Origin of the sequence: Bradyrhizobium genosp. P, assembly GCF_049949265.1 — a bacterium.
Classification (GTDB): domain Bacteria; phylum Pseudomonadota; class Alphaproteobacteria; order Rhizobiales; family Xanthobacteraceae; genus Bradyrhizobium.
In genome coordinates, this window is sequence record NZ_CP188195.1 from 6,029,165 (window position 1) to 6,047,104 (window position 17,940).

The window sequence follows — 17,940 nt, forward strand, 5'->3', positions numbered from 1 at the left end:
CACTCAAGGGAGATAATCATGAGCAAATCTTCGAAACTCAATCGTGGCGTTACCCGTCGCGCTGTGCTGAAGGGCGCGGCCGGAACGATCGGCCTTGCGGCAGGTTCAGGCGCAATTACCGGATTTCCCTATGTGCATTCAGCCGAGCCGAAAGTTCTGCGCTATCTCGGAACGGCGGTGAACGAAGGTGACGATATCTCGAAGAAATGTCTGGAAGATACCGGGATCAAGATTGAATACATCACAGCAACCACCGACGACGTGACCAAACGTGTGATCACCCAGCCGAACTCGTTTGATGTGCTTGATACCGAATATTTCTCGCTGAAGAAGCTGGTGCCGTCGGGCAATATTTTTGCGCTGGACGCCAAGAGGATCAAGGAATTTGACAACATCACCCCGGTGTTCACCAAGGGTCAGTTGCCAAATGGCAAGAAGATCGGCGATCAGGGCACCGCGCCGTGGAAGGTGCTTTATCTCGAGGGGGCGAACTCCAAGACGTTCTCCAAAACACCGACCGAATTTGTGACGCTGATCCCGACGGTCTATAATGCCGATACGCTCGGCATCCGGCCCGATCTGATCAAGCGGCCAATTTCATCATGGACCGAACTGCTCAATCCCGAATTCAAGGGCAAAGCCTCGATTCTCAACATTCCCTCGATCGGAATCATGGATGCCGCGATGGTGGTCGAAGCCACCGGTCAGCACACCTATGCCGACAAGGGCAACATGACGAAGGCCGAGATTGATCTCACCATGAAGATCATGACGGAAGCCAAAAAGGCCGGCCAGTTCCGCGCGTTCTGGAAGGATTTCAACGAATCCGTCAACCTCATGGCATCGGGCGAAACCGTCATCCAGTCGATGTGGTCGCCCGCGGTCACCAAGGTGCGCTCGATGGGAATCGCCTGCACGTTCCAACCGCTCAAGGAAGGTTATCGCTCGTGGGCGTCAGGGTTTTGCGTATCGAAGGCGGTTTCGGGACCAAAGCTCGATTGGGCCTATGAATTCGTGAACTGGTATCTATCGGGCTGGGCAGGCGCCTATCTCAATCGCCAGGGTTATTATTCGGCTGTGCTGTCCACCGCCAAGGCCAACATGACGGCAGACGAGTGGGGCTACTGGATGGAAGGCAAGGCCGCCGTCAGCGACATCAAGGCGCCCGACGGCACGATTCTCGAGAAGGCCGGCGCCAAGCGTGACGGAGGATCTTACGACGACCGCATGGGTGCCGTCGCCTGCTGGAACGCCGTTATGGACGAGAACGATTACATGGTGCGCAAGTGGAATGAGTTCATCGCCGCCTGACGCAATCCAAAGGACTTGATCCAAAGAACTTAATCTAAAGGACTTGCCGGCCGGAGCGCATGGCAAGTCCTTCTTCGCCATCACTGCGATTGGCCCTTTAATGACGCAACACCGCAAGACCTTCGTTGCCTGGCTTCAGGCCGCACCGATGATGCTCGTTTTCGCACTGTTCTTTCTGTTGCCGTTGCTTTTTGTGACGATTGTCAGCGCGTGGGACTACAACGAATATGAAATGATCCCGGCGTTCAGCTTGCGTGGCTACACCGACACGTTCGAGGGATGCATTGCCGATCTGCCCAATCTCTGCACCATCCTGAAGACCTACCTGAAGACCCTGAAATTGTGTCTGTTGACCTGGAGCCTGACACTTCTGATCGGCTTTACCGTCGCTTATTTTCTCGCGTTCCACGTCCGATCCAAAACCTGGCAGATCGTACTCACCCTGCTTTGCACCATCCCGTTCTGGACGTCGAACGTGATCCGCATGATTGCATGGATTCCGCTTCTTGGCCGGAACGGCTTGGTCAACAGGGGTCTCGAGGGCGCAGGGCTGATAAAGCAACCGCTGGAGTGGCTGTTGTTCTCGGAGTTTTCCGTCGTGCTGGCCCTCGTTCACCTCTTCACCTTCTTCATGGTGGTGCCGATCTTCAATTCGATGATCCGCATCGACAAGCGGTTGATCGAGGCCGCCTATGATGCCGGCGCCACCGGATGGCAGACCCTGGTAAACGTGATTATTCCCTTGGCAAAACCTGGAATCGTCATCGGCTCGATCTTCGTGATCACCATCGTGATGGGTGATTTTGTCACGATAGGGGTGATGGGCGGCCAACAGATCGCATCTGCAGGCAAGATCATAGAGGCGCGCCTCAATGCGCTGCAATTCCCGGCGGCTGCAGCCAATGCGGTCATCCTGCTCGGCGTCACAATCCTGATTATTTCGGCGCTGACCCGGGTCGTCGATATTCGCAAGGAACTATGATATGGGCGAGAAGCGATCGCGATCCTTTTATGTTCTCGCAGCGTTTTTCACCGCCTACGTCCTGTTTCTCTATGGACCGATGTTCGCGATCTACATCCTGTCGTTTCAGGGCCCCGATGGCGGCCTGACCTTTCCGATGAATGGCGTATCCCTTGTGTGGTTCGGCAAGGTGTTCTCCGGTTCAGGCATCGTCGACATCGGGGCGGCTTTCAAGCGATCGCTTCAGCTCGGCCTCGTCGTCATGGTCCTTACGGTCGTTCTCTCGGTTTCGGCCGGCTTGGCCTTCCGCAGATCATTTCGCGGTGCGGCGTTCCTGTTTTATGTTGCCATCGCGAGCCTGATCATGCCGTCGATTATTACCTCGCTCGGCATCGCCCTGGAATTCCGCCTGCTTGACGATTTCATCATCAAGAGCGGTGCTGCAAATTGGACAACGGCCATGGGGCTTTTTACTTCGGGCCTTGGTGCGCATCTGACCTGGACCCTGCCCTTTGGCCTCCTGATCATGTTTGCGATCTTCAACAGGTTCGATGGCCGTCTTGAAGAGGCGGCGCGCGACCTCGGTGCAACGCCATGGCAGACATTTCGGCATGTCGTGCTGCCGATCATATTGCCGTCCGTCGTGGGTATTGGTCTGTTTGGATTTACCTTGTCCTGGGACGAACTCGCACGCTCAAGCCAGACCATCGGCTCTGTCAATACACTGCCTCTTGATCTGCAGGGCCTGACGACCACCGTTACAAAGCCGGACATTTATGCGCTTGGGACACTGACAAGCGCCGTCTCCTTTCTAGTTATTTTCGTGGCGCTGGTTGTTATTCTCGTGCTTCAGGCCCGGCAACGACGTCACGGATCGGACGCAGGCAAGGGAATGGTGTAGAACCGACCTCATGCGTATCTTGATCGTCAACCCGAACACGTCAGCCGCCATGACGGAGAAGATCGGCCGGGCGGGCCGCGCCGTCGCGTCTCCGGCAACCGAGATCATCGCCGTCAATCCGGCAGATGGACCGATTTCCATCGAAGGTTATTATGACGAGGCATTTTCGGTGCCTGGGCTGCTGGCCGAAATCGCCAAAGGCGACGCAACAGGTGTTTCTGCTCACATTATTGCTTGTTTCGATGATACCGGCCTCGAGGCGGCACGTTGCGTCTCGAAGGCTCCTGTCATCGGTATCGGCGAGGCGGCGTTTCACTTGGCCTCGATGCTCGGCCATCGCTTTACGGTCGTCACAACGCTCTCCCGGTCCATAGCCGCCATCGAGAACAATCTTTTGAAGTACGGGCTGGCCAGCCGGTGCGCCAAGGTGCGCGCGTGCGAAGTACCCGTTCTATCACTCGATGACCCCTCCTCCAATGCGGCCGCACAGATCAGTGCGGAAATCGAACGATCGAAGCGGGAGGACCACGCCGAAGTGGTCGTGCTCGGATGCGCCGGCATGGCCGATCTAGCCGCGCGGCTTTCGGAAAGCCACGGGCTGCCCGTGATCGACGGGATCGCGAGTGCGGTCAAGCTGGCGGAAGCATTCGGTACGTTGGGCCTCAAAACATCAAAGATCGGAGCTTATGCGCAGCCGCGACCCAAACCGTATCTCGGATCATTCGCACCGTTCGAACCCCGTTAGCCCTCCTTCTGGGCTGCGCGCTTGGACGATCTCAATGCGGTCCCCGGCTACAATTGTGCATGGGCGATCGCCGAAGTGCTGAAGCGTTGCGGCGATGAGCTCACACGGGAAAATCTCTTCTGGAATAGGACAAGTGCAATCGTAGTCTTGCGGGCGCAAGCAATCACGGCTCTAGCAGCATGAAACCGCCGAAGAATGCGGCGAGTTGCTCAAAGCCATCAAGCGGGAGAACATGCGCGATGTATTGATCGGGCCGCACGACCACCATGCAGCCCCGTTCGCGATCGATCCCGCGCATGGTGAAGATGTCATTGCCGCTTCGCAGATCCGAGCAGAACATCTTCTCGTAGTCGCGAAGCTCGAAGCGCCCCTTCGTCGGCAGAAGCAAGCCCGGCATGGTCTCGACGGCGAGATCGCGATGGCTCTGTTGAAAGACAGCGCGTACATCGATCACCGAGTCGATATCCTCGCCCTTAGGGGTAAATCTTAGAACGGGCGACTCAGGTGTGTCGGCAAGAAAGTCGCACAGCTTCCGGATCGCGGAATGAGGCGCAGCAGGGTCTTCCGCGCCGGCGAAGCCGAAGATGCGCCAGCGGCCGTCCGCCTTCACCGTATGACCAAGGTGGACCGGCTTGCCGTCACCGACGCGGATGACCGGCGCTGAATGCAAGCGCATGCCTATCGTCAGGCCCGTGGCCAGGTGCTGATAAGTTGCTTCGCCAGTGAGGATCGAAGGACGGTAACGCGTCGCAGTTCCCGCAGTGTAGCGGCCGTGCCTGACGAAATAACCCTGCGTCTCGGCCGGATCGAATCCCTTGCCTTCTGCTTTCACCGGTGATTTTGAGGCGGAGCTGAGCACTTGGGCCCACTCGCGATCGAAGTCGATCAATTCCTTCGCGACGGTCTGGCGTTCCGCTGAATAGGTACGAAGGAGATCTGCCGGACTTCGCTTGCACAGGACGGAGGCCAGCTTCCAGCCGAGATTGAAGCCGTCCTGCATGGAGACGTTCATGCCCTGCCCCGCTTTCGGGCTGTGGGTGTGGCAGGCATCGCCGGCGATGAACACACGAGGCAGGCGTCCAGGATTCTCGGCGGGCACATCGTCGAAGCTGTCGCAAAGCCGTTGACCGATCTCATAGACCGACCACCAGGCAACTTCCTTCACGTCGAGTTTGTAAGGATTGAATATCCGCTGCGCGGCCGCAATCAGGTCATCGGACGTGATGTTGCGATTCGATACGCGTTCGCCGGCATCGAGCTTGTCCAGCTCGATATACAAGCGAAACAGATAGCCCCCCTCTCGCGGGATGATGAGCATGGTGCCGTCTTTGGCGGACTGGATCAACGACTTGAATCTGACGTCGGGGAAATTCGTGACAGCCAGAACGTCCATCACGCCCCACGCGCTATTGGCGGAATCGCCGTGCAGCGTGCGTCCGATCGACTTGCGCACGGTGCTGCGCGCTCCGTCGCAACCTACGACATAGCGAGCCTTGATGGTTTCGATCTGTCCTCCATTCGCAGCATCAATTCGCTCGATCCTGGCCGTCACTGCATGCGAATCGGCATCGACACCGGGCACCGTCTCGTCGACCTCAAGGTCGAGCAAGCGCCGGTCATAGTAAGGCTCCAGCGCGGCGGGGGATTTTCGCATGACGTCAAGGTAGAAATCATGCACCCGTGCCTGGTTCAGAACGACATGCGGAAACTCCGAGAGTCCCTCTTCGGTATCCTGCACGCGTCCGCTGCGGACAATGTTCTCCAGCAAATTGTCGTCCGGCTTCCAGAACGTGGTTTCGTTGATCCAGCAGGCTTCCTTCAGCACGCGCTCGCTGAAGCCATAGGCCTCGAACATCTCCATCGTGCGGCAAGCAACGCCGTCGGCCTGGCCGCGGAGCAGCGGTCCCGACTTCTGTTCGACGATGCAGGTCTTGATATCGGAAAATACGGCCAATTGCGCCGCCAGCGTCAAACCCGCCGGCCCGCAGCCGATGATGAGGACGTCAACCTCTTGCGGCAAAGCGCCGGAAGAGCCTGATCCGGTATGTCGCCTGGCCGGGTCCGCAATGGCGGGGTCGCCGGGCTCGAATCCGTTCAGATGAAATTGCACGAAACCTCCCTACGGGATCAATTCAAAGGCGCGAGCTTTAGCGAAGGCGACATGCCCCCTAAGGCAAGCCCAGTTCGGTGCCGTCTTAACATCGCCCGTTCCAAGATACCTAGCGACCTGAGGATCTGGATCGACCACGGGGTTGCGATCGTGTCTTGCACTTGAGGCCATCGACAAAGATATCGACGAGACGCCGGGCGCTGGTCTGCCAATCCGGGTGGGCCTTGTCATAGGAGAAGCCAATCTGCGCTCGCAACAGGTCAACGGGTGTCACATCGTCGCGAATGGCTCCGTCAGCGATCGCGCGCTCCACAAGCAGCGTCGTGGCTTGCGTCAGCCGGCCCATTGAATAGCTGTAAAGTTCCGAGCCGTCATTGATCATCAGGCCGAGAGCGGACGCAAGGCCGCGCTTGGCGGCAACATAGTCCACAGAAAGGTGCATCCATTTGTGCAGCGCCTCCGCAGCCGGCATCGAGGCGAGGAGTTGCGGCGCTGCATTCGCCAGGTGCTCGACCTCAGCTCGATAAACCGCCTCGATGATCGCGTCTCTCGTTGGGAAATTGCGATAGGCCGTGCCAACGCCAACATTGGCGCGCCGCGCTATTTCCTCATGGCTGACGTCCGCCCCCACCTCGGCAAAGGCGGCCTTCGCTGCAGCAAGCAGCCGTTCCCGATTCAGCAGAGCGTCAGTGCGTTGCCGACGCGGCCGCCCCGCACTCTCGTTGTCCGCCTGCACGCTGATCCTTCCCTTGTCTTGCAGAATCCTTTTTACCCCACTTGCTAAGTGGAAGATTCCTCCATATCGTAAGTGGAGGATTTATCCACTTAAGCGGTAATGGCGGGATTCTGCAATACCCACCGTTGTTGAAAGGAATGATCATATGTCGCTTGATTCCTACGTTACCCTCGGAAATTCAGGTTTGCGGGTCAGCCCCTTCTGCCTTGGAACAATGACATTCGGCGACGATCGGGGATGGGGCTCGAGCCCTTCCGAGGCTCACGCAATACTCGCAAGCTTTCTCGATCGCGGTGGCAACTTCATCGACACCGCTAATCTCTATACCTATGGCCATTCCGAAAAAATCATCGGTCAGTATTTTGCCAAGAACAGTGCGAGACGGCAAAGCACGGTCATCTCCACGAAGTTCTTCTCGAACCTGCATTTCAAGGATCCGAATGGCGGTGGCGCCGGGCGCAAGTCGATTTTAGCGCAACTCGAGAATTCCTTGCGCCGTCTCCAGACCGACTACGTCGATGTGTACTGGCTCCATCTGTGGGACAGATTCACGCCCATCGAAGAAACGATGCGAACGCTGGACGATCTCGTGACGTCCGGCAAGGTTCGCTATATCGGGCTATCCGATACACCGGCCTGGAAAGTGACGCAGGCGCAAATGATCGCGCAGTTTCGAGGCTGGACGCCCCTGATTGCGCTCCAGATCGAATATTCTCTGCTTCAGAGAACCGTGGAAGGTGAGTTGATCCCCGCCGCGAAGGAGCTCGGGTTAGGCGTCACTCCATTTGCGCCGCTCAAGGGCGGCCTTTTGTCCGGCAAGTACACGCGGGAAAACGTGGCCACCAAGACGTCAGACCGTGGCGCTTTCGCTGCGACGCCGACCGAAAGGGAGTTTGTGATCCTGGATCAGCTCAAGCTGATCGCCGACGAACTTGACACCAACGTCGCAGCAGTCGCGCTCGCATGGGTGCGAAGCCGTCCAGGTGTGAGCTCCACAATCATTGGCGCACGCCGGATGGACCAGCTCGACGCCAATCTGGCCGCCCTCGACGTGACTCTTTCGACCGCTCAAATTGAATCGCTCGATGCACTTAGCCGGCCAACACTGAACTTCCCGGCCGATCTCCTCAGGAATTTGTCGCTCAACCTCGCCCACGCCGGCGCGACCGTCAACGGCGAGCGCTCATCCCGTCTGGCATCGCTCCTGCCAAGCAACGCCGACGAAGTCCACTAACCACACAACAGCGTGATGCTCGATCAGGTGTAGGAAAGATGCATCACGACTTCCTGCTGCTTGCTGTTTTGATTTCAGAATACGACGACCGAACGGATCGACTTGCCCTCGTGCATCAAATCGAAGCCCTTGTTGATCTCATCGAGCTTCAGCACGTGGGTGATCATCGGATCGATCTGGATCTTTCCGGTCATGTACCAGTCGACAATCTTCGGCACATCGGTGCGGCCGCGCGCGCCGCCGAACGCAGTGCCCTTCCAGACCCGGCCGGTGACGAGCTGGAACGGCCGCGTCGCGATCTCCTTGCCACTTTCCGCGACGCCGATCACCACCGAGACGCCCCAGCCGCGGTGGCAGGCTTCCAGCGCCTGCCGCATCACGTTGGTGTTGCCGGTGCAATCGAAGGTGAAATCGGCGCCGCCGTCGGTCAGGCCAACCAGATGCTGGACGATGTCGCCGCCGATCTTGGTCGGATTGACGAAATGCGTCATGCCGAACTGGCGGCCCCAGGCGTCCTTGGAATCATTGACGTCGACGCCGATGATCTTGTCGGCGCCAACCATCCTGGCGCCCTGGATGACGTTGAGGCCGATGCCGCCGAGGCCGAACACGACGACGTTGGAGCCCGGCGTCACCTTGGCAGTGTTGACGACCGCGCCGACGCCGGTGGTGACGCCGCAACCGATGTAGCAGCTCTTGTCGAACGGCGCATCCTCGCGGATCTTCGCCACTGCGATCTCGGGCAGCACGGTGAAATTCGAGAATGTCGAGCAGCCCATGTAGTGGAAGACCGTCTCGCCCTTGTATTTGAAGCGCGAGGTGCCGTCGGGCATCACGCCCTTGCCCTGCGTGACGCGGATCGCGGTGCAGAGATTGGTCTTCTGGCTCAGGCAGCTTTTGCACTGGCGGCATTCGGGCGTGTAGAGCGGGATCACGTGATCGCCCGGCTTGACCGACGTCACGCCGGCGCCGACTTCGCGCACGATGCCCGCGCCCTCATGGCCGAGGATGGACGGGAAGATGCCTTCGCTATCGAAGCCGTCGAGCGTGTAGGCGTCGGTGTGGCAGATGCCCGTCGCCTTGATCTCGACCAGGACTTCGCCGGCCTTGGGTCCTTCCAGATCAAGCTCGACGATCTCAAGTGGCTTCTTTGCCTCAAACGCGACCGCAGCGCGCGTTTTCATCTTAATCTCCCAAAAACATCAAATCGGCCGTCACGCCCGACCGCATCATCGGCGCGGGCGCGCGGATACACATAGAGGTCATCGATGTAGCAGGCAACGCTTCGGTTGCCGCCGAACACGGCATCACGGTGTCGCATCATTGCGACAACGCGCCGGCCGGCCACAGAATCGAGCATCAGGCAGAGGAGCGTTGACAGCCGAACCTCTTCAGATGAATAATTCCTCAGATGAATAATTCCAAAGTACGGTGATCGCGTAACGCGCGCATGCCCCCCGCAATTGCGCGCAGCGATGCTTTCGCCGGACCAGAATACGCAAAGGATCCGCTGTTGAAGCTGACGTCGCGCGAAATGGAGAGCCTGCGCCTGCTGAGTTCCGGCAAAAGTCTTTCCGAGATCGCCTGGCTCGTTCATTCGTCCTACAAGACGGTCGCAAATACGTCTTCGATCATGCGATAGAAACTTGGCGTGCGGACATCGGCGGATCTGGTGCGTTTGGCGATCCAGAGCGACATCGCCTGAGGCCGCGCTCCGCTGTCAGGAAATACGACAATGCAGACGGTTTCCCAGAACAAATCTCATGGCGGCACCCAGGGCGTGTATCGGCATCCCAGCCGCGAGACCAGGACCGAGATGACCTTCTCGGTCTTTGTCCCGGCTCATGCGGCGGGCGCCAGGCTGCCGGTGGTCACCTATCTGTCGGGCCTGACCTGCACCCATGCCAACGTCACCGACAAAGGCGAGTTCCGCGAGGCATGCGCCGCGCTTGGCCTGATCTTCGTCGCACCCGACACCAGCCCGCGCGGCGAAGGCGTACCCGGCGATCCCGCTAATTCCTATGATTTCGGACTTGGCGCCGGCTTTTATGTCGATGCGACCGAGGCACCGTTTGCGCGCAATTACCGCATGTGGAGCTATGTGACCGAGGAGTTGCCGGAGCTGATCGCCGAGCAATTCCCCATCGACACCAAACGGCAATCGGTCATGGGCCATTCCATGGGCGGTCATGGCGCGCTGACGGTCGCGTTGCGCCATCCTGATCGCTATCGCGCGGCGAGCGCCTTCGCGCCGATCGTGGCGCCTTCGCAGGTGCCGTGGGGCAACAAGGCGTTGGGCGGCTATCTCGGCGGCAGCAAGGATGCATGGCGAAAGCACGATGCCGTCGCGCTGATCGAGGATGGCGCACGATTCTCCGGATTGCTCGTCGATTACGGCGACGCCGACCAGTTCCTCACGGAACAGCTTCGCCCCGAGTTGCTGAAGGCCGCTTGCGAGAACGCAAACATCCCCCTCACCCTGCGGCGCCAGCCGGGCTACGACCACAGCTATTACTTCATCTCGACGTTCATGGCCGATCATCTGCGCTGGCATGCTGCGCGTCTGAAGGGCTGATCACGCTCCTGCCTATTTCGGCTGCGGTGCGCCATAGTTTGCACCGCGCACGATCCACCGGGAGCAGAATCAACGCCTGCAGTAAAATGGAACCGGCTCGCGAACGAGTATCAGTAAACGCTTCTGCGGAACTATCCGCGCTACTCGGTTGTTGCCTCTAACTATATCTGAAATTGGGAGGCCTCGATGAGAGCAGCTAAGATCGCCCTGACCAGCCTTGCCGCCGCAAGCCTGGTCACGTCAGCGGCTTTCGCCCAGCAATCCGCGTCAGGAATGGTCACCAAGATTGACCGGTTGACCGGAACCATCGCTATCCAGCAGACTCAAACCGGCACCGTCGGCGCGGCCGGAGGCGCGGTTCAGGAGTACAAGGTCCCGAAGGCGCAATCGCTCGAAGAATTACACGCCGGCGACAAGGTGACGTTCACCGCCACGGACAGCGGTGGCGGCAAGACGATCGACAAGCTCGAGAGGCAGTAGCAGCTCGCAATTTGCGGCGCGGACGCTGAGATCATCCCCTCGTCCGCGCGCGGCAACGCTCCGCGTTCGCAAGCGGACCGTCGGCCCGCACCCAGCCGTCGGTTCCGTCTGGATGCCACGCGACATTGCGATAGCCATAGGACACCCCGTCAGGAGGCAGCCTGCGCGCCAGACGTATTGCTGCTGGCTCCCGCGCTGATCGTTCCTTGAGCAGTGTAGGTCTTGCTCGGGCTGGCTTGGGTGCTCTGCACGCTGGGCGCGGTCTCCACCTGGGTGGTTCCATCGGAATAGGTGATGGTCGTAGTCGTAGTACCGTTCACCGTGATCGATACATCGCTGACTACGGTCTTTGCGGAGCCACTCCCTCCGCTGCCCCCGCTCTTTTCTCCGCTCCCAGTCGTTGGTTGGGCAGTCGAACCCGACCCCGAGGACGCGCTGGTAGACTGGGCCGAGGCATTGGTGGACTGGCTCCCGGCCACCGTTGTGGTAGGCGAGCTCGTAGCATTGATCGACATCGGCATGCTCCCGGGCCTGGAGCGGACGCCATGATTGACGCGCCTGGTCCTTTAACGCAGATCCAAGCCCAAGCAGGCGCAGTGTTTGAGGCGCTTCGGCGCCGTGCAGCACCGTTACAGAGTCCAGCCTCCTGTCAGAGACGCGCCGTGGCGCCGATGTTCCAGCCGCGTCCCGCCTCGCCGAACATCTGGTGACCAGCTTCGGTCACGGCAATCGTATCCTCCAGCTTGATGAAGCCGCGCTTTGGATGCTTCAGCGTGGTCTCGACCGACACCACCATGCCCGGCTGCAACGGCAGGCGTGCGTCGGGATCGTCGTAAGGCACGGGACCTGTTGCCGTCAGCCGCGGCGCCTCGTGACTGACGAGGCCCATGCCATGGGCGAGAAATTCGATGTGCTCGCGATGCGGCGATCGCTGAAGCGCCATCTCCGCGGCGATATAGATGTCGCCGCCCATGGCGCCGGGCTTGATCGGCGCAAAGGCCGCCTGCTGAACGGCCTCGATCTCGGCCAGAAGATCCTTCAACTCGCTATCGGGCCCGCCGAGCACCGCCATGCGCGCGAGATCACCGATATAGCCTTCGAAATTGCCTCCGGAATCGAGCGACAGCACGTCTCCCATCTCCCAATGCACCCCCGAAGGCGCGCGGTTGTGGCTCGCCCCCGACGCGATCAGGCAATATTCGAACGTTAGACCGCGCTTGACCTCGGCGACGCGAAGCGCGTCCACAAGCTCTCGCTTGGTGCTTCCGGGACCGTGCTCCGCGATGACCTCGAGCATCGCGGCCGTCACCATCTCGGAGGCGGTGCGAAGCTTGGCAAGTTCGGCCGGTGTTTTGATCGCCCGCAATCGCTCCAAGACGTAGAGTGCGTCCTTGATTTCACTGCCGGGAAGCGCGCCCTTCAGGGCGTTGCCGGCATCCATCGGCAGGAAGGCGAGTTCGACGCCGATACGTCTTGCTGGAACGCCGCTCTTCCTGATCGCCTCGACGGCAAGCGCAATCGCATCCACGGAGCCGCTGGCCCGGGTGAGCACCTCCGGCACCCAGAGCGGCGACACCGCGCGTTGGTGGGATTCCAGCCAATGGCCGACAAAGGCTGCCTTGTCGGGCGCACCCTTGGGGTAGATCACCACAGGCAAATAGCGGCTGACGCCGAGCGCATCCATGTAGTCGAAGAAGATCGCGCGCTCGGCATCCAACAGGTACTGCACATTGTGCTTGGAGGTGACGAGCAGCAGATCGATCCCCGCCTCCTCCATCAGCCGATCGAGCTTGCCGACATCGAATGGAATGGCTCGCGTCGCCGATTGGTTGGTGCTGTCCTGCATGATGATCCTCCCTGATGCCTAGCCGGTTTTTTTGCCGGGCGTTGTCGTATTTAACCACCTGTCCTTGCGCGCACGTAGCGTCTTCGCGAATGTCAGCCCGTCTGCTCGCGCATCTTGAGCGCCTCCGCTGCCGGAACCTCGGCCTCGGCGGCATTCAGCGCCAACGGCTTGCCGTGCGTTTCTACCCCGAACAGGCTGAAGGCCAATCCAATCGCAACGCCGCAGCATGCGAGGAACAGGAACGCGGGCATCACGGCCTCGATGGTGGCCTTTGGGGTAATCAAGTTGGTGGCGCCGGCAATCAGCGCAAGGCACAACGGACCCGCAATCTTGCCGACCCCGTTAGACGCCTGTGCCAGTCCGACACCCCGCGCGCTCAAACGGACAGGAAAGATTTCCGCCGAATAGGGCGCTATGTTCGCGAAACCGCCATCGAAGAACAACGCGGCCGGAATCAGCAACACCACGAAGGCAGGATAGCCGAACAGGGTGCGATCGAAGAACAAGGCTGCCGCTCCAAGCGAGACGGCGATGCCATAGCCCATGATTTCGCCGCAGCGCCGCCGCCCGATCCATTGCGGCAACAGCGAGAATATGACACGCCCGAGCATTCCCACGAGACTGACGATGACGAACAGGTAGGCAACCTGGTGAGGCGAGGCGCCCATTAACAGCGCGACGATGGTCGGACCCCACAAAAAGACGCCATAATTGGCCGTGCTGGCGCCGAACCAGACGATGACGGTGAGCCAGAACAGCTTTGGTTGCGCCAACAAATCTGTGAAGCGCGTCTGCGGCGGCACCGCACTAGTCGTACCGATGTCGATATTCGGCGCCTCAGCCAGCGTGTCCGGTGACGTCTTCAATGTCCGCGCCACGATGCGGCGGGCTTCCGCGAGGCGGCCACGCGACACCAGCCAGCGCACCGATTCAGGCATGACGAGCGCGATCAGCGCTGCCGGCAGCAGCGGGACAAAGCCGAGCATCGCGAGACCCCGCCAGCCGATCTGCTGCAGCAGCATCGCCGACGTCAGCGACGCTGCGAGAACCCCGAGCGAGACCGGGATCACGGTTGCGCTCGCTAGCACGGTGCGGTGCCGGGTCGGCGTGTATTCGACGATCATGGGAACGGCGACCGAGGCCGCGGCACCGACCCCAAATCCGACCACGAAACGCAGTCCGGCAAACATGATCCAGGCGCCATCGGGGATCAGCGAGATCGAGCCGGAGCCGAGCGCGCACAACAATACTCCCGCCACCAGTAACGTCTTGCGCCCAAAGCGATCGGATAGTGCGCCCCAGGCCAGCGAGCCGATGATGGCGCCGACGCCGGCGCTTAGCAGCATGATCGAGGTCTGACCGAATGTCAGGTGCCATTGCGGCGCCAGCACCGCAACCAGGAAGCCGACGATATAGAAGTCGAAGTAATCGAAAACGCTGGTCGAGATCGCGAGCGCGATGCTGACCCAGTAACGGGCGTCCAGCGGCGCGGCATCGTAGAGCTCAACGAGATCCTCCCCTTGGGTGGCCATGGTCGTCTCCCTCCGTCATTTTATGTTTGGTCTTTCGCCTTGCAAGAAGGCCTGCACCGCCGTGGCGACGGCCAAGGGGTTCTGGATCGTCCCGACATGGCCGGTACCCGGAATCACCACGGTTCGCGCGTCCCTGATGTCCTTTGCGAGCGCCAGCGTGTGCGCAGGCGGGATCAACCGGTCTTCCGCACCGACCGTCACCAATGTCGCCGCGGCGATCGCGGAGAGATCGACCGCGATCGGCTTCTGCAGGACGGCCGCACGTCGCTGCCGCTGCCCGGCATCTCGCCGGTTCTCGGTGAAGACCGCGAGGACTTCGGGATGGTCAGCGATATGATCGCGCGGAAAGAAATACTCGGCGAATTCGTGCAGCGTCTCTGGCAAACGGCTTCGTAATTCCGCAAATCTCGGAAATCCTTCCGGGTTGATCGACGACAGCGGCACGCCGACTCGAAAGGTGCTCGACAGGATCAGACGATCGACACGCTCCGGATGACGTGCCGCTAGCACCTGCGCAATGGCACCGCCAAACGAGGTACCGAAGACATGGGCGCGCGGATGGCCTAACGCCGCGATCAGCGCGGCGGCATCGTCGGCAAGATCGTCGAAACCATAAGGCGAGGCCGGATTCTGCGTGCCACCGGAGTCGCGCTGGTCATAGGCGATCACAGTGAAGCGCGGCGCGAGCAATGGCGCTAACGCGTCGAACATCGAATGGTCGGCCTCGGCGCCGTGTAGCAGAAGGAGCGGCGGCCCCTCCCCGGTTCGAGCGTAGGTGGTCGCGGTGCTGTTGGCGTCGATCGTGCGCATGGCTAGTGCAACACGGTTTGCAGTGCGCCGGCGAGCTCGCGCGCGGGGTCCTGCGGAATATAGGGCATGCGCCAGGCGACGTGGCCATCGGGCCGCACCAGCACGGCGCCCCGCATGCCCATATGGATGCCGTCGGCGGCGTGTGCATTCGACAATTGCTGCAGGTTCAGCGGCAAGCCGAGCTTTTCGGAGACGTCGCGGCCGGCCTCCAGCCATGCCTCGCCCATCGGGCCGGCGACCACCGTGAATTCCTTGTCGAACCAGTCGAGCGTGGAATGCTTGCGTGCCATGTCGATCCAAAGATGCGGGAAACGGCCACCCGGCCGGTCGGAGGGCGTGTAGTAGCGTGTCAGATGCCCACCGCGCGGCGTGCCGTCCGGAATCACGGCGCCCTCCTCGTAGGAAAATCCCAGCGCCTGGCCGATGCTGTGCAAATGGTTGTCGAGGTCGTCGACCCAGAACCGGATGAGGTCCTCGTTGCCGGAGCGAACGGCAGCGTCGATCTTGCGGAAGCGGATCATGTTGCCGTAGCTGAAATCGGCATTCGACTGCGCAACCGGCCGCCGCTCGAGGTCGTAGGACTCGAGCAGTTTTTCCGACGCCTGACCGCGCAGGACGTAGACCAGCTTCCAGGCCAAGTTGTGCGCATCCTGCACGCCCGAGTTCAACCCGAAGCCGCCGGTCGGCGGGAAGCGATGGGCGGCGTCGCCAACCACGAAGACGCGGCGGTTGCGAAAATTGGCCGCGACCTGCTTGCTCATGCGCCAGACCGAGCGGTTGAGCAGCGTCACATCGAGATCGGGCACGCCGACATGGGCCCGGATGATCTCGATCATCTCCGCGTCCGTCCACGGCCGGGGCCGCTCGTCCTTCTCCCAACCGATCTGGATGATGGAGAGCCAGCGATCGCGGCCATTCGTGTTGAGAATGCCGGCGCGCGGCGGCACGCCGGGCTTGTCGGTGTAGACCTGATAGCCGGCCGCCTCGCGCGCCAGCGGGAAACGCGAAAGGTCGCCGCGCCAGTACTCGTTCTGCAGAACCGCGAGCGCCGCCGGGCCTACCATCTCGATGCCGGCGTTGCGCCGCGTCTGGCTGCCGGCGCCGTCGCAGGCGAGCAGATATTTCGTGTGCCAGCGCTCGGTCTGTCCCGTCTCGACCGAGCGTATCTCGCAGACCACGCCGTCCTCGACTTCCTCGAAGCTCACGAATTCGGTCGAGAAATGCACTTGCACGAGGTTGGAGTGTTCGATGGTGTTGTAGATCTCCTCCTCCACCGCGTCCTGTGCCACGAGGCATTTCCAGGCCGGGGTCTGGCCGAGATTAGGTTCGGGGCGCGAGCGGCTGATCTCCCGCCCCGCGATGCTTTCGACCTGGACGAACATGTCGGAATCGCCCTGCAGGCCGCGGTCACGGATCGCCTGCTCGATGCCCCATTGCCGGAACAGCTCCATGGTGCGAACCCAACAGCCACGCGATTTCGGATGATCTGTCGTGGTCGGGCTCTTCTCGACGATCACGGCGTCGATGCCGAAACGGTCGAGCAGCAAGCCCATCGCAAGCCCGACCGGCCCTCCGCCGACGATGAAGACCGAGGTGCGGCGATGTGGTTCCGCGGCAATGCCCATGAGGCCTCCTCCCTGCTGTTTTCCTTTCCGCAGAGAGTGCGCCGATTTTGCTATCTCGCAAGAATATGTTTGATATGGTTCTGATCTCGTTTTGCGATGGAGTATCCCATGGACCTCCGGCAGCTTCGCTATTTCGTCGCGGTCGCCGAACGCGGCGGCTTCGGTGCCGCGGCAAGCACGCTCAACATCGCGCAGTCCGCGCTCAGCCGTCACATCAAGGAGCTTGAACACGAACTCGGCGGCGCATTGCTCGAGCGTAGCGCGCGCGGCGTCACCGTCACCGAGTCCGGCAAGGTGCTGCTGGCGCGTGGGCGCTGGCTGCTCGGCGCGGTCGACGACGTCAAGGCCGAGGTCCGCACCGAGAACCGCGAGCCGGGCGGCACAGTGCGGATCGGCGCGCCGTCGAGCCTTGCCGACATCTTCTACGCACCGCTCGCAAGACTCTTCGTTGAGCGCTTTCCGAAGGTCCAGCTCGAGTTGCACGAGGGCCTGACGGAAGCGATGTGCGACCGCCTGCTACGTGCTGAGCTGGATCTCGCGATCGTCACCATGCCGGAACCCAACCATCATCTCGATTTCGAGACGCTGGTGAGCGAGAAGGTCTTCCTGATCGGGCCACCTCGCGATCCGCTGCTGAAGCGCGGAACGCTGACGCGCAAGGAATTCGACCGCCTGCCGGCCGCCGTGGTGCCGCTCAGCCGCAATCCGTTTCCGCCGAACATTCCGTTTTCGTTGCGAGTGGAGAGCAGTTCCCTGATGAAGCGGAGCGTCGCGTCCGGGCTCGGTTACGGTCTGCTGACGTTTTCCGGCATCCACGAAGAAGTGGCGGCGGACAAGCTCTCGGCCGCGCTCCTGCCCTGGTTGCAGGCCGAACGCGTCCTGGCGCTTCCACGCGGCCGGCCGATCACTCGCGCGACGCGTGAAGCCGTTGCCGGGCTGAAGGAAATCTGCGGCATCCTGATCCGCGAGGGAAAGATCCTGACGGTGACAAAGCCACGGTCAGCACCGCGGGCGCCGTCACGGCAACATGCCGCACGGCGTGCTCGATGAACTGGATCGCAGTTTCGATTTGGC

The 17,940-nt window shown here is 60.9% G+C and carries 15 protein-coding genes and 1 pseudogene; 9 read left to right on the forward strand and 7 right to left on the reverse strand.

Going from position 1 to position 17,940, the window contains the following annotated elements; translation table 11 throughout:
- Positions 1–18: 18 nt before the first annotated feature.
- The 4 genes from ACP2YO_RS29265 to ACP2YO_RS29280 all read left to right on the forward strand — a co-directional run bounded on the left by ACP2YO_RS29265 (position 19) and on the right by ACP2YO_RS29280 (position 3,918).
- Positions 19–1,311 (forward strand): ABC transporter substrate-binding protein, encoded by a 1,293-nt coding sequence (locus ACP2YO_RS29265; RefSeq protein WP_426434609.1) that lies wholly within the window; start codon positions 19–21, stop codon positions 1,309–1,311.
- Positions 1,312–1,411: 100 nt separating this feature from the next.
- Positions 1,412–2,293: an ABC transporter permease gene (locus ACP2YO_RS29270; protein ID WP_426434610.1), complete on the forward strand. Its 882-nt coding sequence runs from the start codon at positions 1,412–1,414 to the stop codon at positions 2,291–2,293.
- Between the two features lies 1 nt (position 2,294).
- Entirely contained in the window at positions 2,295–3,173 is an 879-nt protein-coding gene (locus ACP2YO_RS29275) for an ABC transporter permease (RefSeq protein WP_426434611.1), read from the forward strand.
- 10 nt (positions 3,174–3,183) lie between these two features.
- On the forward strand, positions 3,184–3,918 hold the full coding sequence (locus ACP2YO_RS29280; protein WP_426434612.1) for an aspartate/glutamate racemase family protein: 735 nt from the start codon (positions 3,184–3,186) through the stop codon (positions 3,916–3,918).
- Between the two features lie 163 nt (positions 3,919–4,081).
- Here ACP2YO_RS29280 and ACP2YO_RS29285 read toward each other — a convergent pair whose 3' ends face one another.
- Entirely contained in the window at positions 4,082–6,028 is a 1,947-nt protein-coding gene (locus ACP2YO_RS29285) for an FAD-binding monooxygenase (RefSeq protein ID WP_426434613.1), read from the reverse strand.
- Between the two features lie 109 nt (positions 6,029–6,137).
- Positions 6,138–6,764 carry a TetR/AcrR family transcriptional regulator gene (locus ACP2YO_RS29290; RefSeq protein WP_426434614.1) on the reverse strand — a complete coding sequence of 209 codons (627 nt, stop codon included), beginning with the start codon at positions 6,762–6,764 and terminating at the stop codon, positions 6,138–6,140.
- A gap of 145 nt (positions 6,765–6,909) precedes the next feature.
- On the opposite strand from ACP2YO_RS29290, the gene ACP2YO_RS29295 reads away from it, so the two are divergent.
- The gene (locus ACP2YO_RS29295; protein WP_426434615.1) at positions 6,910–7,998 is read left to right on the forward strand and encodes an aldo/keto reductase; all 1,089 of its coding nucleotides are present in this window, start codon (positions 6,910–6,912) and stop codon (positions 7,996–7,998) included.
- A 74-nt stretch (positions 7,999–8,072) separates the two neighbouring features.
- Here the strand turns inward: ACP2YO_RS29295 and ACP2YO_RS29300 are convergent, their stop codons facing one another.
- Complete coding sequence (locus tag ACP2YO_RS29300; protein ID WP_426434616.1) at positions 8,073–9,182, reverse strand: S-(hydroxymethyl)glutathione dehydrogenase/class III alcohol dehydrogenase; 1,110 nt, start codon at positions 9,180–9,182, stop codon at positions 8,073–8,075.
- 266 nt (positions 9,183–9,448) lie between these two features.
- On the opposite strand from ACP2YO_RS29300, the pseudogene ACP2YO_RS29305 reads away from it, so the two are divergent.
- The 3 genes and pseudogenes from ACP2YO_RS29305 to ACP2YO_RS29315 form a co-directional block, all read left to right on the forward strand.
- Positions 9,449–9,703 (forward strand): annotated as a pseudogene (locus ACP2YO_RS29305) (response regulator transcription factor); the annotation flags it as partial.
- Positions 9,704–9,733: 30 nt separating this feature from the next.
- Positions 9,734–10,573 carry an S-formylglutathione hydrolase gene (gene fghA / locus ACP2YO_RS29310; RefSeq protein ID WP_426434617.1) on the forward strand — a complete coding sequence of 280 codons (840 nt, stop codon included), beginning with the start codon at positions 9,734–9,736 and terminating at the stop codon, positions 10,571–10,573.
- 186 nt (positions 10,574–10,759) lie between these two features.
- A complete protein-coding gene (locus ACP2YO_RS29315; RefSeq protein WP_426434618.1) occupies positions 10,760–11,053 on the forward strand; it encodes a copper-binding protein in 294 nt (97 codons plus the stop codon).
- Positions 11,054–11,702: 649 nt separating this feature from the next.
- Here ACP2YO_RS29315 and ACP2YO_RS29320 read toward each other — a convergent pair.
- The 4 genes from ACP2YO_RS29320 to ACP2YO_RS29335 all read right to left on the reverse strand — a co-directional run bounded on the left by ACP2YO_RS29320 (position 11,703) and on the right by ACP2YO_RS29335 (position 16,866).
- Positions 11,703–12,899 (reverse strand): M24 family metallopeptidase, encoded by a 1,197-nt coding sequence (locus tag ACP2YO_RS29320; RefSeq protein WP_426434619.1) that lies wholly within the window; start codon positions 12,897–12,899, stop codon positions 11,703–11,705.
- A 92-nt stretch (positions 12,900–12,991) separates the two neighbouring features.
- A complete protein-coding gene (locus tag ACP2YO_RS29325) occupies positions 12,992–14,431 on the reverse strand; it encodes an MFS transporter (protein WP_426434620.1) in 1,440 nt (479 codons plus the stop codon).
- Between the two features lie 15 nt (positions 14,432–14,446).
- Positions 14,447–15,241, reverse strand: coding sequence for an alpha/beta fold hydrolase (locus ACP2YO_RS29330; protein WP_426434621.1), 795 nt, complete (start codon positions 15,239–15,241; stop codon positions 14,447–14,449).
- Positions 15,242–15,243: 2 nt separating this feature from the next.
- A complete protein-coding gene (locus tag ACP2YO_RS29335; RefSeq protein ID WP_426434622.1) occupies positions 15,244–16,866 on the reverse strand; it encodes an FAD-dependent monooxygenase in 1,623 nt (540 codons plus the stop codon).
- Between the two features lie 108 nt (positions 16,867–16,974).
- On the opposite strand from ACP2YO_RS29335, the gene ACP2YO_RS29340 reads away from it, so the two are divergent.
- Positions 16,975–17,916, forward strand: a complete 942-nt coding sequence (locus tag ACP2YO_RS29340) for a LysR family transcriptional regulator (protein WP_426434623.1) — start codon at positions 16,975–16,977, stop codon at positions 17,914–17,916.
- Positions 17,917–17,940 lie beyond the last annotated feature (24 nt).

Excerpts from the sequence above, each read along its gene's own strand:
- ACP2YO_RS29275 (WP_426434611.1), top strand. The coding sequence starts at position 2,295 with ATGGGCGAGAAGCGATCGCGATCCTTTTATGTTCTCGCAGCGTTTTTC.
- fghA (WP_426434617.1), top strand. The coding sequence starts at position 9,734 with ATGCAGACGGTTTCCCAGAACAAATCTCATGGCGGCACCCAGGGCGTG.
- ACP2YO_RS29300 (WP_426434616.1), bottom strand. The coding sequence starts at position 9,182 with ATGAAAACGCGCGCTGCGGTCGCGTTTGAGGCAAAGAAGCCACTTGAG.
- ACP2YO_RS29270 (WP_426434610.1), top strand. The coding sequence starts at position 1,412 with ATGACGCAACACCGCAAGACCTTCGTTGCCTGGCTTCAGGCCGCACCG.
- ACP2YO_RS29295 (WP_426434615.1), top strand. The coding sequence starts at position 6,910 with ATGTCGCTTGATTCCTACGTTACCCTCGGAAATTCAGGTTTGCGGGTC.
- ACP2YO_RS29320 (WP_426434619.1), bottom strand. The coding sequence starts at position 12,899 with ATGCAGGACAGCACCAACCAATCGGCGACGCGAGCCATTCCATTCGAT.
- ACP2YO_RS29330 (WP_426434621.1), bottom strand. The coding sequence starts at position 15,241 with ATGCGCACGATCGACGCCAACAGCACCGCGACCACCTACGCTCGAACC.
- ACP2YO_RS29265 (WP_426434609.1), top strand. The coding sequence starts at position 19 with ATGAGCAAATCTTCGAAACTCAATCGTGGCGTTACCCGTCGCGCTGTG.
- ACP2YO_RS29280 (WP_426434612.1), top strand. The coding sequence starts at position 3,184 with ATGCGTATCTTGATCGTCAACCCGAACACGTCAGCCGCCATGACGGAG.
- ACP2YO_RS29325 (WP_426434620.1), bottom strand. The coding sequence starts at position 14,431 with ATGGCCACCCAAGGGGAGGATCTCGTTGAGCTCTACGATGCCGCGCCG.
- ACP2YO_RS29335 (WP_426434622.1), bottom strand. The coding sequence starts at position 16,866 with ATGGGCATTGCCGCGGAACCACATCGCCGCACCTCGGTCTTCATCGTC.
- ACP2YO_RS29340 (WP_426434623.1), top strand. The coding sequence starts at position 16,975 with ATGGACCTCCGGCAGCTTCGCTATTTCGTCGCGGTCGCCGAACGCGGC.
- ACP2YO_RS29315 (WP_426434618.1), top strand. The coding sequence starts at position 10,760 with ATGAGAGCAGCTAAGATCGCCCTGACCAGCCTTGCCGCCGCAAGCCTG.